Below are 18551 nucleotides of genomic sequence, written 5' to 3' on the forward strand. Positions count from 1 at the left end.
ATGAAAAAGAAACAGCTACAAATGGATAGAAAGACCTTTATGAAGGTGTCTTTGCTTTCTGGAACAGGAGTTATTTTTGGAGTTAATTTTTTACAAAGCTGCAAGTCAAAAAAAGAAACACCTATAGATTTAGAATCGTTAAACTACAATGATTTTAATGCATATATTCAAATAGCAAATAATGGAATGGTTACTATCTATGCTCCCAATCCAGAAATTGGTCAAGGAGTAAAAACTTCTATGCCTATGATTGTTGCTGAGGAGTTAGATGTACCTTGGAAACACGTAAGAGTGGTACAAGCAAATTTAGATACTCAAAAGTATACAAGACAAGTTGCGGGAGGTAGTCAGTCTATTCGTTTCTCTTGGATGCTATTACGTGAGGCTGGTGCTACAGCAAGACAAATGCTTGTAAATGCAGCAGCTTTAGAATGGAAAGTGGAACCTGCCGATTGTAGTACAAGTGATGGATATGTAATACATCCGAACGGCAAAAAATTAGGATATGGTGATTTGGTGTTGAAGGCTGCAACTTTAGAAATACCAGAAAAGGTAATGTTAAAAGATCCTAAAGATTTTAAAATTATAGGAAAACAAGCCCGTAATGTAGATAATTTTAAAATTACACAAGGAAGCCCTTTGTATGGAATGGATTATTTTGAAGAAGGGATGGTGTATGCTTCTATTATACATCCTCCTGCTTTTGGACAAAAATTAATTGACTTTGATGATTCTGAAGCCAAAAAAATAGATGGAGTTTCTGAAATAATTAAAATAGGAAATAATATAGCAGTAATTGGAATCAATACTTGGATAGCTTTTCAAGGGAAAAAAGCAGTAAAGGCTACTTATTCCGAAGCCAATAAAAAAGAAAGTTCTACTTATTTTGATGAGGTAATGGATAACATTTTATCTGGAGAAAAAGTCAAAGGAAGTAAAGCTAAAAAATTACGTGAGGATGGAAATATTACAAAAGCATTTAAAGAAGCCGATCAAATTATAGAAAGAGTATATGAAGCTCCTTTTTTAGCACACAATACCATGGAGCCAATGAACTTTTTTGCCAATGTAACTCCTGATAAAATTGAGTTAAAAGGACCTATTCAAACTCCTGAGCTAACAGCCAGGCAAGTCGCGAATAATTTAAAAAGAAATGTTAACGAGGTTTCTTTAGAAATGTGCAGAATTGGTGGTGGTTTTGGAAGACGTTTAAAAGGAGATTATGCTATTGAAGCAGCTTTAATTTCTGATAAAATAAAGAAACCAGTAAAATTAGTTTACAGTCGAGAGGACGATATGACTACAGGTTGGTACAGGCCTAAAGTAAAGTATAAAATTAGAGCAGCTGTTAAGGATGGAAAAATTACAGGATATCATTTAACAGAAGCTTCTGTGAACGCAACTATTAATAAACAGAGAGCTGATTTCTTCCCTTCTGGGGCGATAGATAATTTATTGATAGAAACACATAGCATAAAAAGTAAGGTGACTTGTTTTGCTTGGAGAGCACCTATTTGTAATTTTTTAGCTTTTGCAGAACAAAGCTTTTTTGATGAATTAGCTTTAGAATTAAAAATAAGTCCTGTTCAAATGCGAATGGATTTGTTAGAAAATGCAAAAAAACACAAGGATAACAATATGCAGTATTCTCCTGAAAGAATGCAAGCAGTAATTCAAAAAGTAGTGGCAGATGCAAATTGGGGAAATACTCCAAAAGGAGTACATCAAGGATTAAGTGTGTACTACAGTCATAACAGTCATGTGGCTCAAATTTCAGAGGTTGAAATTAAAGAGAATCAACCAGTTGTAACCAAAGTGTATTGTGCAGTAGATTGTGGAATAGTAGTAAATCCTATGGGAGCTGCAGCACAAGCAGAAGGTGGAATTATTGATGGAATTGGACATGCTATGTTTAGTGAAATGATAGTTGAAAATGGAGTGCCAAAAAGCAATAATTTTCATCAGTATAAATTAACAAGGTTAAAAAATGCTCCGCAAGTAGAAGTTTCTTTTGTAGAAAGTTTAGAAGCTCCAACAGGAATGGGAGAACCTACTTTACCACCAGCACCTGCAGCAGCAGCCAATGCTATTTATGCGGCTACAGGAAAAAGATTGAGAAAACATCCGTTTGTGAAAAATGGATTAAATAGTTAAATGTTTCATGACTCACGAGTTTAAAGAAATTATAGAAGCATACGTTAAAGCAAAGTCTTTTTCTAAAAATACGGTGTTAGCCACTTTAGTGGCTGTTAACGGTTCGTCTTATAGAAAAGAGGGAGTACGAATGTTAATTCATGAAAATCAGCAAATTGTTGGAGCAGTAAGTGGAGGTTGTGTAGAAAAAGAAGTGGTGTTGCAATCTCAATCGGTGTTTGCTACAGGGCAATCTAAATTAATTAGTTACGATGGTAGATACCGATTAGGATGCGAAGGAACCTTGTACTTGTTGTTAGAAAAGTTAGAAATTTCAGAGGAGGTTGTTCTTAAAATTCAAGAAGCCTTTACGGATAGAATATCTTTTACTTTGCAAACGTTTTATGATGACGAGACTATAGCTGGAGGAGGAACACAAATTCAATTAGGTAATTTGATAACTTCTCTTTCTAATTTTAATCTTACAGATGTATTTCCTAATCGTTTTTGTCAAACTATGCAGCCTATATTTCAACTGTACATTATAGGTACAGAGCATGATGCAAACACTTTAAGTCAGCAAGCTTCTTTTTTAGGCTGGGAAGTGATTATTGTAAATGCTACTAAAACTGTAAGAATAATTGATGATTTTATAGGGGCCAAAAAAATCATTAACATAGAAGTAGGAAAACAAAACGAATTGGTAATTGATCATCAAACAGCTATTGTGTTGATGAATCATAATTATGCAAAAGATTTACAATTTTTAAAACATCTAAAAAACACAAAACCAATTTATATAGGTTTGTTAGGAGCCAAAAAAAGAAAAGAGCAGTTGTTTCATGCTTTAATAGAAGATGACATGGGAATTTCTGAAGAGTTTTTAGAAATTATTCACGGACCTACAGGTTTAGATATTGGTTCTGTTACTCCACAAGAAATTGCAGTTTCTATTGTTGCAGAAATTATAGCTATTAATAAAAATAAGGAAGTAACTAATCTGCAAAACACCAATAGTTGTAAAATTTTGATGTAAAATGATTCAAAACACAGCCTTTTTAATAGTAGCGGCAGGAGGTTCTAAAAGAATGAAAAAACCTAAGCAATTACTTCCTTTCAAAAACGATGTTTTGTTAACACATGCCATTAAACAAGTGTTGGCTGTTTCTAAAGAAAATGTGTTTGTGGTTGTAGGAGCCAATTCCGATATGATTCATCAGGAAATAAAAGAGTTTCCTGTAAATGTAGTAGAAAATAAAGAATGGAAAAATGGAATAGGTAGTTCTATTGCGTGTGGAGTTTCTAAAATTCAACAACAAAATAAATACCAAAGAGTAATGGTGTTGTTGGCAGATCAGCCAAGTGTCAATTCTGATGATATTCAACAACTTTTACAGTTTCATATCACCAATAAGTATAAAATTACAAAAACATCTTGTGTTAATTATACGGGAGTTCCTGTTGTTTTTGAACGTTCTTTTTTTAAAGAATTAGCAATGTTGTCTAATGATAATGGAGCCAAATCAATTCTTAAAAATTACGAATCAGAGGTTGCTGATTTTTTTATAGAGAAAGAAATTTTAGACATAGATACTCCCGAGGATTATACTAAAATGTTGAAAAGTTTGGATGCTTTGTTATAGATTTGCGTTTCCAAATAAAAAGATATGGGAATTATTAGAGTTGAAAACATAAGAATATACAGCAATCATGGATGTTTACAAGAAGAAGCTAGAATAGGTTCCCACTATAGAGTAGATGTTGCTGTTAAGGCAGATTTGAGTACTTCGGCAGAATCCGATAAATTGGCAGATACTGTAGACTATGTGCAGATTAATAAAGTGGTAGAGGAAGAAGTGCTAAAACGCTCGGAGTTGTTAGAACATGTTGTAGAGCGTGTGTTGGTTCGTTTGTTAAAAGAAATTCCAATGATAGAAGAGGCTACCGTGGCATTGTCTAAATTGAATCCTCCAATTGGTGGTGATGTTCAGGCAGTAACCATAGAAATGACTAAAAAAAGATATGATTTTTCAAAAAAGATGTAAAATGTATTGTGCAATGTACAAATTTATATAAATTTGCACGCTCAATGGTGTTTTGGCCGAGTGGCTAGGCAATGGTCTGCAAAACCATGTACAGCGGTTCGAATCCGCTAGACACCTCAAAAAAACCATCACTTTGTTAAAAGTGATGGTTTTTTGTTTTGTATTAAAAAGTCTGTAAAGCCAGTTATACATATGTTAATAGAGAGTGGTTTTTGTGTCAGAGAGTGGTTTTTGGTCACATATTTTGTTGTTATTTCATAGTTTTTCAAACCTTTTTCTATTCAGATAATATGCATGTCCAACCCATTTTATATCTTTAAAAACAAAAAAAGAGAATGAAAATTTATCCTATTGAAACAGGGAATTTTAAATTAGATGGTGGAGCAATGTTTGGAGTAGTGCCCAAAGCTATTTGGCAACGAACAAATCCTTCTGATGCGAAAAATAGGATTGATATGACGGCTCGTTCTTTGTTAATTGAAGATGGAAACCGTCTAATTTTAATAGATACAGGTTTGGGGAACAAACAAGATGATAAGTTTTTTGGGCATTATGGTTTGTGGGGAGATTTTAGTTTGGATTTATCATTGGCAAATTATGGTTTTCACAGAGATGACATTACAGATGTGTTTCTAACGCATTTGCATTTTGATCATGTAGGAGGAGCTATTCAATGGAATCAAGACAAAACTTTTTTAGAGCCAGCATTTAAAAATGCAGTATTCTGGACTAATGAAAATCATTGGCAATGGGCTACTGAACCAAACCCAAGAGAAAAAGCTTCTTTTCTAACAGATAATATTCAACCAATAGAAGAAAGTGGGCAGTTAAAGTTTGTGAATATCAATGGTAAAAAGCGTTCAAAAAACTCAGAACTAAATTTTGGCATATTTTATGCGGATGGTCATACCGAAAAACAAATGATTCCAATAATTCAATACAAAGGAAAAACACTTGTTTTTATGGCGGATTTATTGCCAACCGTGGGGCACATTCCATTGCCATATGTAATGAGTTATGATACAAGACCTTTGCTAACTTTATCGGAAAAAGAATTGTTTTTGAATGAGGCAGCAAACAACGAGTATTTATTATTTATGCAACACGATGCTCATCATGAGATTTGTACAGTACAGCATACAGAAAAAGGAGTAAGATTAAAAGAAACTTATACATTTATAGAAATATTTAATTCATGAAAATAACAAAACAAATAACCATTGTAGCACTAAGTGCTTTTGTAGCAAGTTGTAGCTCTATTCGTAAAATAGCGGTTCCAGAAGGAAGTAACGTGTCGATTATGATCCCTGCGAAAAAAGTTTTTTCGGAAGATCAGGTAAATAATTGGTCTCATGCAGATTTGGCTACAGATTCTATTCCAGGAATCAGTTTGGCAAAAGCATATCAGTTTTTAAAAGGTAAAAAATCGGTGCCGGTAATTGTAGCGGTTACAGATTCTGGTACAGATATTTTGCATGAAGACTTAAAAGCAAATGTTTGGACCAATCCAAAAGAGATAGCAGGAAATGGTAAGGATGATGATAAAAATGGATTTATTGATGATATTCATGGATGGAACTTTTTAGGGTCTACTTACGATGAAACTTTGGAGATTACTAGAGTTTATAGAATGACTAAGCCTAAATACGAAGGGAAAACTTCTGTAGATATCAAAAAGAAAGATGCGGATGATTATACAGCTTTTAAAGCTTTGGAAGAGGATTACAAGAAAAGTTTAGAAGAAGCTAAAAAAGGTCAAGAACAATACATGCAATATCAAGAAATGCTGAAAGGTGTTGAAATTGCTATGCGAAAATTAACAGGAAAGAAAGATTATACGCTAAAGGATTTGAATGAAACCAATTCAACATTTGCAGAAGTAAATGCAAAAAAAGAAATGGCGATTAGAATTTTATCTTCTGGAAGTACTATTGAAGATCAAATAAAACAATTAGATGGGGCTGTAGATTATTACACATCAAAAGTAAATACGTATTACAACTTAGATTTTGATGGTAGAGCAGCATTAAACGATGATGCTTATTCTATGGATACCAAAATTTATGGAGATAACAACGTGAAAAACCAAGGAGATGATGAAATTCACGGAACACATGTGTCAGGAATTATTTTAGCTGATAGAACAAATAATTTGGGTGCAAAAGGAGTTGTAGACAATGCTTTGTTGATGGCGGTTAGGATGGTGCCAAACGGAGATGAGTACGATAAAGATGTTGCATTAGGAATTAGATATGCAGTAGACAATGGAGCAAAAGTAATCAATACAAGTTTTGGAAAAGGATATTCTCCAAAAGCAGGATGGGTATACGATGCAATTAAATATGCAGCTAAAAAAGATGTTTTAATTGTAAATGCAGCAGGTAACGATGCACAAAATATAGATGAAAAAGTTAGTTACCCAACTGATGTTGAAGATACAAAAGAAATTTCGGACAACTTTTTAACGATTGGAGCAATTACTCGTTTTTACAATGATGGATTGTTGGCGAGTTTTACAAATTACGGAAAAAAAGGAGTAGACGTATTTGCACCAGGGCATGATATTTACAATACAGTTCCAGATAATGAATACAAAAAATTAAGTGGAACGTCTATGGCTTCTCCAGCTACAGCAGGTGTTGCGGCTTTAATTCGTTCTTATTATCCTGAGTTGTCTGCAAGTCAAGTAAAACATATTATTATGAATTCAGGTACTTTGGTAGATATGGAAGTTTCTTTACCAGGAGACGAAAGTAAAAAAGTAAAACTATCAGATGTTTCTAAAACAGGAAGAATTGTAAATGCTTATAATGCAATCTTAATGGCAGATGCAATGGTAAACAAAAAGAAATAAAAAATATATTTTATGAACAATACCAGCCTTTATTTAGGCTGGTATTTTTATTTATAACACAATGAAAAAAGCTTTATTACTATTGGTTTTTGTTGCAATAAGTGCAAACGCTCAGTATTGGCAACAAAAGACAGATTATAAAATGGATATAGATATGGATGTGAAAACATATCAATATTTAGGAAAACAAAAAATTACTTATAAAAACAATTCTCCAGAAACGTTGACCAAGGTCTATTTTCATTTGTATAACAATGCGTTTCAGCCCGGAAGTGCTATGGATGTTAAAATTCAGAATATGGTAGACCCAGATCGTAGAGTTGTTACTAATGTAGGTACAAAAGAAGCACCGATCAATCAAAGTAGAATAGCAATGTTAAAACCTGAAGAAGAAGGGTATTTAAAAATAAAAAAGCTATCTCAGAAAGGAACAGAACTTACATATAGTGTTCAAGGAACTATTCTGGAGGTTGAATTGGCAAAAGCTATCAAGCCAGGAAAGAAGACTTCTTTTGAGGTTGAATTTGAAGGTCAGGTTCCTAAACAGATTCGTCGTTCAGGGAGAGAAAGTAAAGAAGGTGTTACTTTGTCTATGACACAATGGTATCCAAAATTAGCCGCTTATGACGATGAAGGTTGGCATGCAAATCCTTATTTAGGAGCTGAGTTTTATGCAGATTGGGGAGATTATGAAGTAAACATTACCATTGACAAAGACTATACTATTGGAGGTACTGGATATTTGCAAAACCCACAAGAGATTGGACATGGTTATGAAAACTCAGATAAAAAATTAAAACAAGAAGTGATAGATGGAAAATTGACTTGGAAATTCAAAGCTCCAAATGTTCACGATTTTTCTTGGGCTGCGGATAATGATTATGAGCATTTAAAACATCAAGTTCCAAATGGTCCTGAGGTGCATTTCTTGTATAAAAATTCTTTAAGCGAGGAGAGAAAAACATCATGGGGAAAACTTCCTAAAATTATGGATAAATTGTTTGGTTTTTATAACAGTCAAGTTGGAGTTTACCCTTACAAACAATATACAGTAGTTCAAGGAGGCGATGGTGGAATGGAGTATGCAATGTGTACTTTGATTACAGGAGATAGAAATTACGAGAGTTTGGTTGGAGTTGTAGCGCATGAGCTGGCACATACTTGGTTCCAGTTTTTATTAGCGAGCAATGAAACCAAACATGCTTGGATGGATGAAGGATCTACTACGTATATTTCTACATTGATAGAAAGTCAGATTCTTGAAAATGACGAAGCTTCTTTTGGTCGTGTTTATAACTCGTATTTAAATTTGGCTACTAGTGGTAAAGAACAACCGATGACAACTCATGGAGATGCGTTTGATTATGGTTTTGGTTATGGAATTTCCTCTTATTCAAAAGGGTCTTTGTTTGTATTTCAATTAGGATATGTAATTGGAAAAGAGGCTTTGCAAAAGACTTTGAAAGATTATTTTAAGGCATATAGTTTCAAACATCCTAAACCAGAAGATTTTATAAGAGTTGCAGAAAAGGCTTCTGGAATAGAATTGGATTGGTATTTGAATTATTGGACAAGAACCACAAAAACGATTGATTATGAAGTGATAGCTCCAATCACTAATAAAATTACAATTAGCAGAAAAGGAAAAATGCCAATGCCAATAGAGTTAAAAATCACTTACACAGATAATAGCGAAGAGTTGATTTATATTCCTTTAGATATTATGAGAGGACAGAAAAAATTAACAGATGCAACAGTATTAAATGATTGGGCTTGGGCAAAACCAACCTATGGTTTTGAAGCTAAAAAAGACTTTAAAAAAATAGAGATTGATCCAAATCAACAAATGATGGATGTGGATAGAACCAACAATGTTTGGGTGAAAAAATAACTAAAGAACCGTTTAAAAACAGTATATTCAAAGAAAAAATACCCATGCCCCAATCGAAATCGATCCAAGATATTTTAGGCATTGATTTGCCGTTTTTCATTGCCCCTATGTTTTTGGTTTCCAATACGGAAATGGTGATAGAGGCTATGAAAAAAGGTGGGGCTGGTTGTATTCCAGCATTGAATTACAGATGTACAATAGAGTTGAAAAAAGCAATTCGTGAGATGAAAGCCGCCAAACCATCTAACGGAGCTTTTGGAATCAACATTATTGTAAATCCATCCAATTTAAAATATAGAGAGCAATTAAAAGCCTGTTGTGAAGAAGGTGTAGATTTTATCATCACTTCTTTGGGAAGCCCTAGAGAAGTGATTGTAAAAGCTAGAAGAGCAAAAATCAAGGTTTTTTGTGATGTAGTTCATGTAGAACACGCTTTAAAAGCCGAAAAATTGGGCTGTGATGCCTTGATAGCTGTAAATAATAGAGCAGGAGGGCATAGGGGAGATTTGCCTCCAGAGGAGCTTATAAAGCAGTTGGTGGCACATACCAATTTACCTGTTATTTCTGCGGGTGGAATTAGTTCTAAGCAAGACCTAGACTTGATGTTGTCATACGGTGCCGCAGGAGCTTCTATTGGAAGTCCATTTATTGCTTCGTTAGAATCTAAAGTATCTGAAGAATATAAAAATGCTTGTGTAAATTATGGTGCTGATGATATTGTGATGACTAAAAAAATTTCAGGAACTCCTTGTACAGTTATCAACACACCTTACGTGCAAAAAGTTGGATTGAATGAAACTTTACTGGAAAGAAAATTACATCACTACAAATTTTTAAAAAAGTGGATCAAATTATTGAGATATTTAAAAGGAACTCAAGATGTAATTTGTTCTGCTAAAAAAGCAACTTATAAAAATGTTTGGGTTGCAGGTCCAAGCATAGAAAACACGCACAAGATAGAATCTGTTTCTAAAATAATAGATAGATTTACAGAGTAAGCGCAATTGTATTTCTTTGAGAACGTTATATTTGTGATTCAAATTGCCGATACACTATCAATACTCTTTTTGTGAAACATTATATTTTTTACATATCTGTTCTTTTTTTATGTTCTTGTAGTACCCATAGAGATAAATTTTTAAACAGAAAATATCATGCTTTTGTTACCAAATACAATGTGTTGTATAATGGTAAACTTGCGTATAAAAAAGGATTAGAAAAAGTTGAAGAAACGTATAGCGATGATTTTACAGAATTGCTACCCATAGAACCTTTTAGTTTTTATGCCAATCAAGATGAGGCCGAAGATGTAGCTCCTATTGGTCAGGAAGATTTTAAGAGAGCCGAAGAAAAAGCAGCCAAAGCTATTCAGCGACACTCCATGTTGATAAAAGGAGAAGAACGAAATTCTCAAATAGACGAAGCTTATTTGTTGTTGGGGAAATCAAGATATTACACCAAAAGATTTGGTCCTGCCTTAGAATCTTTTGAATACATTATAAAAAATTATCCAGAGGCGAGTTTGATTTATGAAACCGTTGTTTGGAGAGCCAAAAGCAATATTCACATAGACAATGTCGATTTTGGTAAAAAAGCACTTCACAGGTTATTAACAGCATCTACTTTACCACCAGAAACTAGACAGCAAGCAGAAATAGGTTTGGTAATGGCTTATGAAAAATCTCCAGATAGTTTAAGTTCAGTCATCAAACATTTAGAGGCTTCGTTAAAAGCTGTAGACAAAGGTACAACCGCTTCTAGAGTTGCTTTTGTATTAGGTCAAGCATATCGAAAGCAGGGATTGATTACAAAATCAGACAAAGCATTTGATAAGGTTATAGAGATGAAAAGAGGCTTGTATCGATTTAAATTGCAATCTAAACTAGAGAAAATAAACAATCACTTAGAAGATTTTACCACAGAAAAATTTTTAAAGGAATTGGATCATTTGATTTTTGTGACTAAAAACAGACCGTATTTAGGAAAGTTGTTTTATGAAAAAGGATTGGTGTATCAAGAGATAGATTCTATGGATTTGGCCAAGAGATATTACACGGAATCCGTACTGAAATCTTACAAAGATGCAGATCAAAAAATACTTTCGTATGAGAAATTGGGTGATTTGTATTATGGAGAAAAAAAATACGAACCTGCAAAATCTTATTACGATAGTTTGGTGAGTGTGGCTAGAAATAAAAATTCAAAAAGAGTAGTTAGAATTCAACGAAAGGCCAAAAATTTAGAAAAAGTAGTATCCATTCAACGTCATGCTTTTGCGAATGATAGTTTGTTGATGATTGCAAGTTTAGGGAAGTCTGATTTGGAAGCTTACTATAAAAATCACATCGAAAAAATTAAAGATGAGGAAAAGGAGTTGAGAAAGAAAGAGCTAATTGCTTTAGAAAAACAAAACACGTTTAGTTTTGATAGAGAGTCAGATTGGTACTTCTTTAACAATGCCGAAAGAACAAAAGGAAAACTTGCTTTTGTTAAAAAGTGGAGGTTGGTTGTTAAAAACAAAAATTGGTATTCAGCATCGTTAAGTAGCAGAAGTGCAGTTGCTGTAGTTGAGGTAGATTCATTGTCTAAAGAAAAAAATGTGGTTGCCCCAACAAACAACAAATACGAGGTGGCTTATTATACTGAGCAGGTAAAAAGAGATCCTAAATTTATAGATAGCATTACCAAAACAAGAAATTTAAATTATTACGAATTGGGTAATATTTATTACAGTCTTTTAAAGGAGAAAGAGTTGGCTGTTGAAAAATTAGAGAAGTTGATTGCATTCAATCCTTCTAGAGAATTGAAAATTGGAGCTTACTATAGATTGTATAAAATATATCAAGAAACAGGTGATGTTATGAATGAAAATTCATACAAACAAAAATTAAAACAAGAATACCCAAATTCATCATTTACCAAATTGGCAAACAAAGAAAGTTACAATCAAGATTTGGATGAGGATGTAAATGAATATATTATTTGTTACGAGACCATTTATGAATTGTACAATTTAAATTCATTTGAAGCAGCAAAACAAGAAATACTTGAAGCCATTCCAAAATATAGTGATACGCCACTTTCTGCAAAATATGCTTTATTGCATGCTTACATCATGGCTAAAGTAGAAGGGAAAGAAACTTTTTGTAAACTATTGAGCGAGTTAAAGTTAAGGTACCCAAATTCAATAGAAGCTAAAAAAGCGATTGAAATATTAAATAATAAATAACTAACTTTGAAAATAACAGTAATTATTAAGAGATATGTTTAGCTCGGATAAGAATAAAAAAGTAGTAAAAACAATGGTGCAGGAAAACTTAACAATGGAAAGGAACAGAATTTCTCAAAAATCAGTTTTTAAAGGAAGTATTACTTCTCAGGGAGATTTTAGAATTGATGGAACAATAGAAGGAGATTTAATTACAACTGGGAAAGTAATTATTGGTCCAGAAGGAAAAGTTTTAGGAGAAATGAAATGTGTAAATGCAGACGTTGAAGGTACATTTGATGGGCGTTTAGAAGTAAAAAACTCATTGTGCTTAAAACCATCTGCAAAAGTTTATGGTGAGGTTTTAGCGGAAAGTTTTACGGTTGAGCCAGGAGCAGTAATCAATGCAAATTGTAGTATGTTAAGTGCTGTTAAAGAATTAAAACCATCAAGTAAGGTTGAAGAAAAATCAAACGAATCCAAGCAAGGGAAAGCTTCAAAAGTTTCTTAAATTTTCAGGAATTGGAGCGCAATTAGGAGTAACTATGTATTTGTCATCTTTGATAGGTGTCAGAGTAGATGAGTATTTTGGTTTTGAAAAACCATGGGGAACTCTTTTTTTTATCATTCTATCACTTGTTTTATTTGTCCTTAATTTAACACGGCAATTGAACAAACTAAATAACGAATAAATTTGATGATTAAAAATCATGTCAAAGGTTTGACTATTTTTTTAGTAACAAACCTTTTTGCATTTCTAGTGCACACCACAATTGAAACAAATTTTATAACAGCAGGAATAGTAAAGGTGGTAAATCTTCCTTTATCTTACTTGTTAAATGCTTTGGCTTCGCTATTTGTTTGTGTAAGTATTTACTTTTTGCACAAAAAATACGAAAACAATATCGGATTCATATTTTTAGGGTTGAGCTTTGTAAAAATGTTATTTTTGTTTTTGGTGCTGAATCCCAAAAATACAATAGGTGAAGTGTCTAATTATGATGCTGTTGCAGTTTTTTGTCCTTTTCTTATCAATTTGGTAATGGAGCAAATTTTTGTGGTAAAAATATTGAAGATTAGCGATCTTCTTGGTCAAACTAAAAAAGAGTAATGTTTTTTATTTTTCAACAATTCAGTGTTGAAAACTAATAGTATTTTTAAATTATTGTTTACATTTGCACAAATTTTGAAAACAATCAATATTCACGAGGGAATGATAGTAAAATTGAACCTAAAAGTTTTAGTGGTGTTAATGTTAACGTTACTACCGTTTACAAGTCAGGCAAACGATGAACAGCATCACGATACTGCTCAACACGAGAAAAGCGAACATGTGGCAAAAAAGCCTCATTCAGAAGAAGAAGGTTTTTTAGAGGGAGTTAATACTCCTGAAGAAATTACGGCTTATTCAGAACATCACTTGGCGGATTCTCACGACTTTATATTTTTCTCAGATGAGGCGTCAAATCATCATTACGGGTTTTCTTTGCCAGTAATTTTGTTTGAAAATGGATTGACTGTTTTTATGTCTTCTGAATTTGATCATGGTGAAAAAGTAGTCGAAAAAAACGGACAACATTACAAATTATACCACGGAAAAATTTATAAGACGGATGCTCAAGGAACTATTCACTACGATGAGCACCACCATCCAACAAACGAAAAAGCATTAGATTTTTCAATTACTAAAAACGTATTGTCAATTTTGGTGATTTCTATTATTATGCTTTTGTTGTTTGTAAGTTTGGCAAACGGATATAAAAATGGACCTATTCCAACAGGATTTGCTAGAGTTTTAGAGCCTTTAGTACTTTTTGTGAGAGATGAAATTGCTAGACCAAACATTGGTGAAAAGCAATACAGAAAATTTATGGGGTTCTTATTGACCGTATTCTTCTTTATTTGGATAACAAACTTATTAGGGTTAACTCCGTTAGGAATTAACGTAACAGGAAACATTGCGGTAACTGTTTGTTTGGCATTGTTTACGTTCTTTATTGTACAATTTAGTGCAAATAAAGATTATTGGAAACATATATTTTGGATGCCTGGAGTTCCAGTACCTATGAAAATAGTATTAGCACCTATTGAAGTATTAGGAATGTTTACCAAACCTTTCTCTTTGTTAATTCGTTTGTTTGCAAACATTACAGCAGGTCACACCGTAGTAATGGGGTTGATTGCCTTAATTTACACAGGAAAGGCAATGTTAGGTACAGGAGGTAGTATTGGAGTATCGTTATTGTTAACGTTGTTTATCAATGTTATCGAAATATTGGTTGCGTTTTTACAAGCATACATCTTTACCATGTTATCATCATTGTTTATTGGTATGGCTGTAGAAGAACACGATCATCATTAAAAATAAATTTTTTGTTTAATTATTATATATCATTATTATGGAAATCCCAGGATTAGTAGGAGCAGGTTTAATCGTTATTGGAGCAGGTTTAGGTTTAGGTAAAATTGGAGGTTCAGCAATGGACGCTATTGCACGTCAACCAGAAGCAGCTAACAAGATTCAAACTGCAATGATTATTATTGGTGCATTATTGGAAGGTTTGGCATTTGGTGCTTTAATCTTAGGAAAATAATCACAAGAAAACTTAGTGCTATCTGTAACGGTTGGTTACAGATAGTATCTATTTAAACAAAAAGTACAAAACTAAACTATATTAAATATTTTACATAGATGGATAAGTTAATTAATGATTTTTCATTTGGTCTATTTTTCTGGGTAGCAATTATCTTTGTTATTTTAATAGTATTAATGCGTAAGTTTGCCTGGAAGCCTATATTAGAAGCTTTAAATACTAGAGAAGAAGGTATTGCGAATGCTTTAGAGGCTGCTGAAAATGCAAAAAAGGAATTAGAGAAATTAAATTCTGAAAACGAAAGAATCATCAAAGAAGCTAGAGCAGAAAGAGACACTATGTTAAAAGAAGCTCGTGAGATTAAAGACAAAATAGTTGCTGATGCTAAAGAGGAAGCTAATGAACAAGCAGAAATCATTATCACTAATGCAAAAGGAGCTATCGAAGTAGAAAAACAAGCTGCTTTGGCTGAACTTAAATCTCAAATTGCAGGAATTTCTATTGATATTGCTAAAAAAGTAATAAAGAGAGAATTATCTTCAGAAGCTACTCAATTAGAATTGGTAGAAAAATCGTTAAAAGAAGTTACTTTAAACTAGTAGAAATATGAGTACAAGAGCAGCAATACGTTACGCAAAAGCGATTTTAAATCTTGCTAAGACTGATGGGAGCGAAACAGCAGTATACAATGATATGCAGTTGATTGAAGAAACCATTCAAGGAAGCGATGATTTAAAAGTGTTGTTAAAAAGTCCAATCATCAAGCTAAGTGACAAAGTATCTGTTCTAGAAGCTATTTTTGGATCTAAAGTTAACAACTACTCTCTGGGATTGATCAAGCTTTTAGCAAACAAGAAAAGATTGGATGTTTTAGAAACTGTAGCAAGTGATTATCAAATAATTTATGACCATTTAAAGTCTATAGATGTTGCTAAAGTAACAACAGCTGTTCCTTTATCGGATGCTTTAAGAATACAAGTTATTGCTAAAGTAAAAGAATTGACGGGTAACGAAACTACACTTAATAATGATATAAATCCAGATATAATTGGAGGTTTTATTTTAAGAGTTGGAGATATTCAATACGATGCTAGTATAGCAAAAAGCTTAAGAGAGTTAGAAAGAAGTTTTGACGATAGTCATTACGAAGCAAAAATTTAAAAAAATTACATCAAATAATAAATAAAGATGGCAGCAATAAAACCAGCTGAAGTATCAGCAATTTTACAAGCGCAGCTAACAAATTTTGAAGCAACAGGTTCTTTAAATGAGGTTGGTACTGTATTACAAATTGGAGATGGTATTGCACGTGTATACGGATTAGCGAATGTGCAGTATGGAGAATTAGTTGAATTTGATTCAGGATTACAAGGGATTGTATTGAATTTAGAAGAAGACAATGTAGGTGTTGTATTGTTAGGTTCTTCTTCAGAAGTACATGAAGGTTCTACTGTAAAAAGAACTGAAAAAATTGCTTCTATCAATGTTGGTGAAGGAATTGTAGGTCGTGTAGTAGATACTTTGGGTACTCCTATCGATGGAAAAGGTCCTATTGCTGGTGAAACTTTTGAAATGCCATTAGAACGTAAAGCTCCTGGAGTTATTTTCCGTGAGCCTGTAACAGAACCATTGCAAACAGGTATTAAATCTGTAGATGCTATGATTCCTGTTGGACGTGGACAACGTGAGTTAATTATTGGTGACCGTCAAACAGGTAAATCTACTGTTGCAATTGATACAATTATCAATCAAAAAGAATTTTACGATGCAGGAGAACCTGTTTATTGTATTTATGTAGCTATTGGTCAAAAAGCCTCTACAGTTGCATTGATTGTAAACTTATTAGAAGAAAAAGGTGCTTTAGCATATACAACTATTGTTGCTGCTAATGCTTCTGATCCTGCTCCAATGCAGGTATATGCTCCATTTGCAGGTGCTGCAGTAGGAGAATATTTTAGAGATACTGGTAGACCAGCTTTAATTGTTTATGATGATTTGTCTAAACAAGCAGTTGCTTACCGTGAGGTATCTTTATTGTTAAGAAGACCACCAGGACGTGAAGCTTATCCAGGGGATGTATTCTATTTACACTCAAGATTATTGGAACGTGCTGCAAAAGTAATTAACAACGATAAGATTGCTGCTCAAATGAATGATATTCCTGCTTCTTTAGTTGGAAAAATCAAAGGAGGAGGTTCTATTACAGCTTTGCCAATTATTGAAACACAAGCAGGAGATGTTTCTGCATATATTCCAACAAACGTAATTTCTATTACTGATGGGCAAATCTTCTTAGATGGAGATTTATTTAACTCTGGGGTTCGTCCTGCAATCAACGTGGGTATTTCTGTATCACGTGTAGGAGGTAACGCACAGATTAAATCTATGAAAAAAGTATCTGGTACTTTAAAATTAGATCAAGCTCAGTTCCGTGAATTAGAAGCGTTTGCTAAATTTGGATCTGATTTAGATTCAGCTACTTTATCTGTAATTGAAAAAGGACAACGTAACGTAGAGATTTTAAAGCAAGCTCAAAATGATCCATATACGGTAGAAGACCAAATTGCTATTATTTATGCAGGTTCTAAGAACTTATTAAAGAATGTTCCTGTTAACAAAGTAAAAGAGTTTGAAGCTGATTACATTGAGTATTTAAATGCGAAACACAGAGATGTATTAGACGTGTTAAAGTCTGGTAAATTGGAAGGTTTAGACGTGTTGGAATCTGTAGCAGCAGAAATTTCAGCTAAATACTAATAACAAAACAAGTAGTAAACACTAAATGCATTACGCATTTAGTGTTTACATTTCAATAAAGTTTTTGAGAAGTAGTCTATGTACTAACTACTTAATACTTAATACTAAAAGAAATGGCAAACTTAAAAGAAATTAGAAACAGAATTACCTCTATTGGCTCTACAATGAAAATTACGAGCGCAATGAAGATGGTATCTGCAGCAAAGTTGAAAAAAGCTCAAGACGCTATTACTGCCATGCGTCCTTATGCAAATAAATTAACTGAGTTGTTACAAAACTTAAGTGCTACATTAGATGCTGATGCTGGAGGTGTATTTGCAGAGCAAAGAGAGGTGTCTAAAGTTTTATTGGTAGTAGTTTCTTCAAATAGAGGTTTGTGTGGAGGTTTCAATACTTCAATCATAAAAAAGACAGAAAAAGTTATTTCTGAAAAATATCAAGGTAAAGAAATTACGCTATATACCATTGGTAAAAAGGCAAATGATATATTATCAAAAAAATACAATGTTTTAAAAAACAATGTTACTGTTTACGATGATTTAACTTTTGACAATGTTACTGTAATTGCTGAAGAATTGATGGAAATGTATGCCAATGGAGATTTTGATAGAATTGAAGTTGTTTACAATGTGTTTAAAAATGCAGCAACACAAATTGCAACATTAGAACAATATTTACCAATTGAACCTGTAGAAGTTGCAGGAAATGTTTCTTCGGATTATATTTTTGAACCTTCAAAAGAGGAAATTGTAGCAGCATTGATTCCTAAGTCTTTAAAAACTCAGTTATACAAAGCAATCAGAGATTCTTTTGCAGCTGAGCACGGTGCTCGTATGACTGCTATGCACAAAGCTACAGACAATGCAAAAGATTTAAGAGATGGTTTAAAATTGACGTACAATAAAGCTCGTCAAGCAGCAATTACAGGAGAAATCTTAGAAATTGTTGGTGGAGCAGAAGCGTTGAACAATTAATCACAATTTAAGGTAAGCTAAACTTTATCAAAAAAACATAGAGCAATTTACAGATTGTGAGTAGGTTATGTTGATTGAACAGAGGCTTTAAAAAT

General features: G+C 33.1%; 17 protein-coding genes and 1 tRNA gene. All 18 read left to right on the forward strand.

Annotated elements, in window-relative coordinates:
• The 18 genes from Q4548_RS02575 (at nucleotide 1) to atpG (ending at nucleotide 18456) form a co-directional block, all read left to right on the forward strand.
• Nucleotides 1–2154 carry a xanthine dehydrogenase family protein molybdopterin-binding subunit gene (locus Q4548_RS02575; protein WP_303451154.1) on the forward strand — a complete coding sequence of 718 codons (2154 nt, stop codon included), beginning with the start codon at nucleotides 1–3 and terminating at the stop codon, nucleotides 2152–2154.
• A gap of 7 nt (nucleotides 2155–2161) precedes the next feature.
• The gene (locus Q4548_RS02580; protein ID WP_303451156.1) at nucleotides 2162–3169 is read left to right on the forward strand and encodes an XdhC family protein; all 1008 of its coding nucleotides are present in this window, start codon (nucleotides 2162–2164) and stop codon (nucleotides 3167–3169) included.
• Between the two features lies 1 nt (nucleotide 3170).
• On the forward strand, nucleotides 3171–3776 hold the full coding sequence (locus tag Q4548_RS02585) for a nucleotidyltransferase family protein (protein ID WP_303451159.1): 606 nt from the start codon (nucleotides 3171–3173) through the stop codon (nucleotides 3774–3776).
• A gap of 24 nt (nucleotides 3777–3800) precedes the next feature.
• On the forward strand, nucleotides 3801–4178 hold the full coding sequence (gene folB, locus Q4548_RS02590; protein ID WP_303451162.1) for a dihydroneopterin aldolase: 378 nt from the start codon (nucleotides 3801–3803) through the stop codon (nucleotides 4176–4178).
• Between the two features lie 46 nt (nucleotides 4179–4224).
• Nucleotides 4225–4295, forward strand: a tRNA-Cys gene (locus tag Q4548_RS02595).
• A 218-nt stretch (nucleotides 4296–4513) separates the two neighbouring features.
• Entirely contained in the window at nucleotides 4514–5377 is an 864-nt protein-coding gene (locus Q4548_RS02600; protein WP_303451165.1) for an MBL fold metallo-hydrolase, read from the forward strand.
• Nucleotides 5374–7032 (forward strand): S8 family serine peptidase, encoded by a 1659-nt coding sequence (locus Q4548_RS02605; protein ID WP_303451168.1) that lies wholly within the window; start codon nucleotides 5374–5376, stop codon nucleotides 7030–7032. Before Q4548_RS02600 ends, Q4548_RS02605 begins: the two co-directional genes overlap by 4 nt.
• Before the next feature lie 61 nt (nucleotides 7033–7093).
• Complete coding sequence (locus tag Q4548_RS02610; protein ID WP_303451171.1) at nucleotides 7094–8923, forward strand: M1 family metallopeptidase; 1830 nt, start codon at nucleotides 7094–7096, stop codon at nucleotides 8921–8923.
• Nucleotides 8924–8967: 44 nt separating this feature from the next.
• Nucleotides 8968–9921 (forward strand): nitronate monooxygenase family protein, encoded by a 954-nt coding sequence (locus Q4548_RS02615; protein WP_303451173.1) that lies wholly within the window; start codon nucleotides 8968–8970, stop codon nucleotides 9919–9921.
• Nucleotides 9922–9992: 71 nt separating this feature from the next.
• Nucleotides 9993–12152 carry a tetratricopeptide repeat protein gene (locus tag Q4548_RS02620; RefSeq protein WP_303451176.1) on the forward strand — a complete coding sequence of 720 codons (2160 nt, stop codon included), beginning with the start codon at nucleotides 9993–9995 and terminating at the stop codon, nucleotides 12150–12152.
• 94 nt (nucleotides 12153–12246) lie between these two features.
• Nucleotides 12247–12642, forward strand: a complete 396-nt coding sequence (locus tag Q4548_RS02625; protein ID WP_303451178.1) for a polymer-forming cytoskeletal protein — start codon at nucleotides 12247–12249, stop codon at nucleotides 12640–12642.
• Nucleotides 12643–12676: 34 nt separating this feature from the next.
• Nucleotides 12677–12823: an AtpZ/AtpI family protein gene (locus Q4548_RS17200; RefSeq protein WP_369281292.1), complete on the forward strand. Its 147-nt coding sequence runs from the start codon at nucleotides 12677–12679 to the stop codon at nucleotides 12821–12823.
• Nucleotides 12824–13344: 521 nt separating this feature from the next.
• On the forward strand, nucleotides 13345–14493 hold the full coding sequence (gene atpB, locus Q4548_RS02630) for a F0F1 ATP synthase subunit A (RefSeq protein ID WP_408068625.1): 1149 nt from the start codon (nucleotides 13345–13347) through the stop codon (nucleotides 14491–14493).
• 37 nt (nucleotides 14494–14530) lie between these two features.
• Entirely contained in the window at nucleotides 14531–14725 is a 195-nt protein-coding gene (locus tag Q4548_RS02635) for an ATP synthase F0 subunit C (RefSeq protein WP_010136965.1), read from the forward strand.
• A gap of 98 nt (nucleotides 14726–14823) precedes the next feature.
• A complete protein-coding gene (locus Q4548_RS02640) occupies nucleotides 14824–15324 on the forward strand; it encodes a F0F1 ATP synthase subunit B (RefSeq protein ID WP_303451186.1) in 501 nt (166 codons plus the stop codon).
• A 7-nt stretch (nucleotides 15325–15331) separates the two neighbouring features.
• Entirely contained in the window at nucleotides 15332–15886 is a 555-nt protein-coding gene (gene atpH, locus Q4548_RS02645) for an ATP synthase F1 subunit delta (RefSeq protein WP_303451189.1), read from the forward strand.
• 27 nt (nucleotides 15887–15913) lie between these two features.
• Nucleotides 15914–17482 carry a F0F1 ATP synthase subunit alpha gene (gene atpA / locus Q4548_RS02650; RefSeq protein WP_303451194.1) on the forward strand — a complete coding sequence of 523 codons (1569 nt, stop codon included), beginning with the start codon at nucleotides 15914–15916 and terminating at the stop codon, nucleotides 17480–17482.
• Between the two features lie 113 nt (nucleotides 17483–17595).
• Entirely contained in the window at nucleotides 17596–18456 is an 861-nt protein-coding gene (atpG, locus tag Q4548_RS02655; RefSeq protein WP_303451197.1) for an ATP synthase F1 subunit gamma, read from the forward strand.
• Nucleotides 18457–18551 lie beyond the last annotated feature (95 nt).

This window comes from Wenyingzhuangia sp. 2_MG-2023, from assembly GCF_030548295.1.
GTDB lineage: Bacteria > Bacteroidota > Bacteroidia > Flavobacteriales > Flavobacteriaceae > Wenyingzhuangia.

Coding starts and splice junctions, on each gene's coding strand:
- atpB (WP_408068625.1), top strand. CDS start 13,345: ATGATAGTAAAATTGAACCTAAAAGTTTTAGTGGTGTTAATGTTAACG.
- Q4548_RS02640 (WP_303451186.1), top strand. CDS start 14,824: ATGGATAAGTTAATTAATGATTTTTCATTTGGTCTATTTTTCTGGGTA.
- Q4548_RS02600 (WP_303451165.1), top strand. CDS start 4,514: ATGAAAATTTATCCTATTGAAACAGGGAATTTTAAATTAGATGGTGGA.
- Q4548_RS02635 (WP_010136965.1), top strand. CDS start 14,531: ATGGAAATCCCAGGATTAGTAGGAGCAGGTTTAATCGTTATTGGAGCA.
- atpH (WP_303451189.1), top strand. CDS start 15,332: ATGAGTACAAGAGCAGCAATACGTTACGCAAAAGCGATTTTAAATCTT.
- Q4548_RS02610 (WP_303451171.1), top strand. CDS start 7,094: ATGAAAAAAGCTTTATTACTATTGGTTTTTGTTGCAATAAGTGCAAAC.
- Q4548_RS02605 (WP_303451168.1), top strand. CDS start 5,374: ATGAAAATAACAAAACAAATAACCATTGTAGCACTAAGTGCTTTTGTA.
- Q4548_RS02585 (WP_303451159.1), top strand. CDS start 3,171: ATGATTCAAAACACAGCCTTTTTAATAGTAGCGGCAGGAGGTTCTAAA.
- Q4548_RS02625 (WP_303451178.1), top strand. CDS start 12,247: ATGGAAAGGAACAGAATTTCTCAAAAATCAGTTTTTAAAGGAAGTATT.
- Q4548_RS02615 (WP_303451173.1), top strand. CDS start 8,968: ATGCCCCAATCGAAATCGATCCAAGATATTTTAGGCATTGATTTGCCG.
- Q4548_RS02575 (WP_303451154.1), top strand. CDS start 1: ATGAAAAAGAAACAGCTACAAATGGATAGAAAGACCTTTATGAAGGTG.
- Q4548_RS02580 (WP_303451156.1), top strand. CDS start 2,162: ATGACTCACGAGTTTAAAGAAATTATAGAAGCATACGTTAAAGCAAAG.
- folB (WP_303451162.1), top strand. CDS start 3,801: ATGGGAATTATTAGAGTTGAAAACATAAGAATATACAGCAATCATGGA.
- atpA (WP_303451194.1), top strand. CDS start 15,914: ATGGCAGCAATAAAACCAGCTGAAGTATCAGCAATTTTACAAGCGCAG.
- atpG (WP_303451197.1), top strand. CDS start 17,596: ATGGCAAACTTAAAAGAAATTAGAAACAGAATTACCTCTATTGGCTCT.
- Q4548_RS17200 (WP_369281292.1), top strand. CDS start 12,677: ATGTATTTGTCATCTTTGATAGGTGTCAGAGTAGATGAGTATTTTGGT.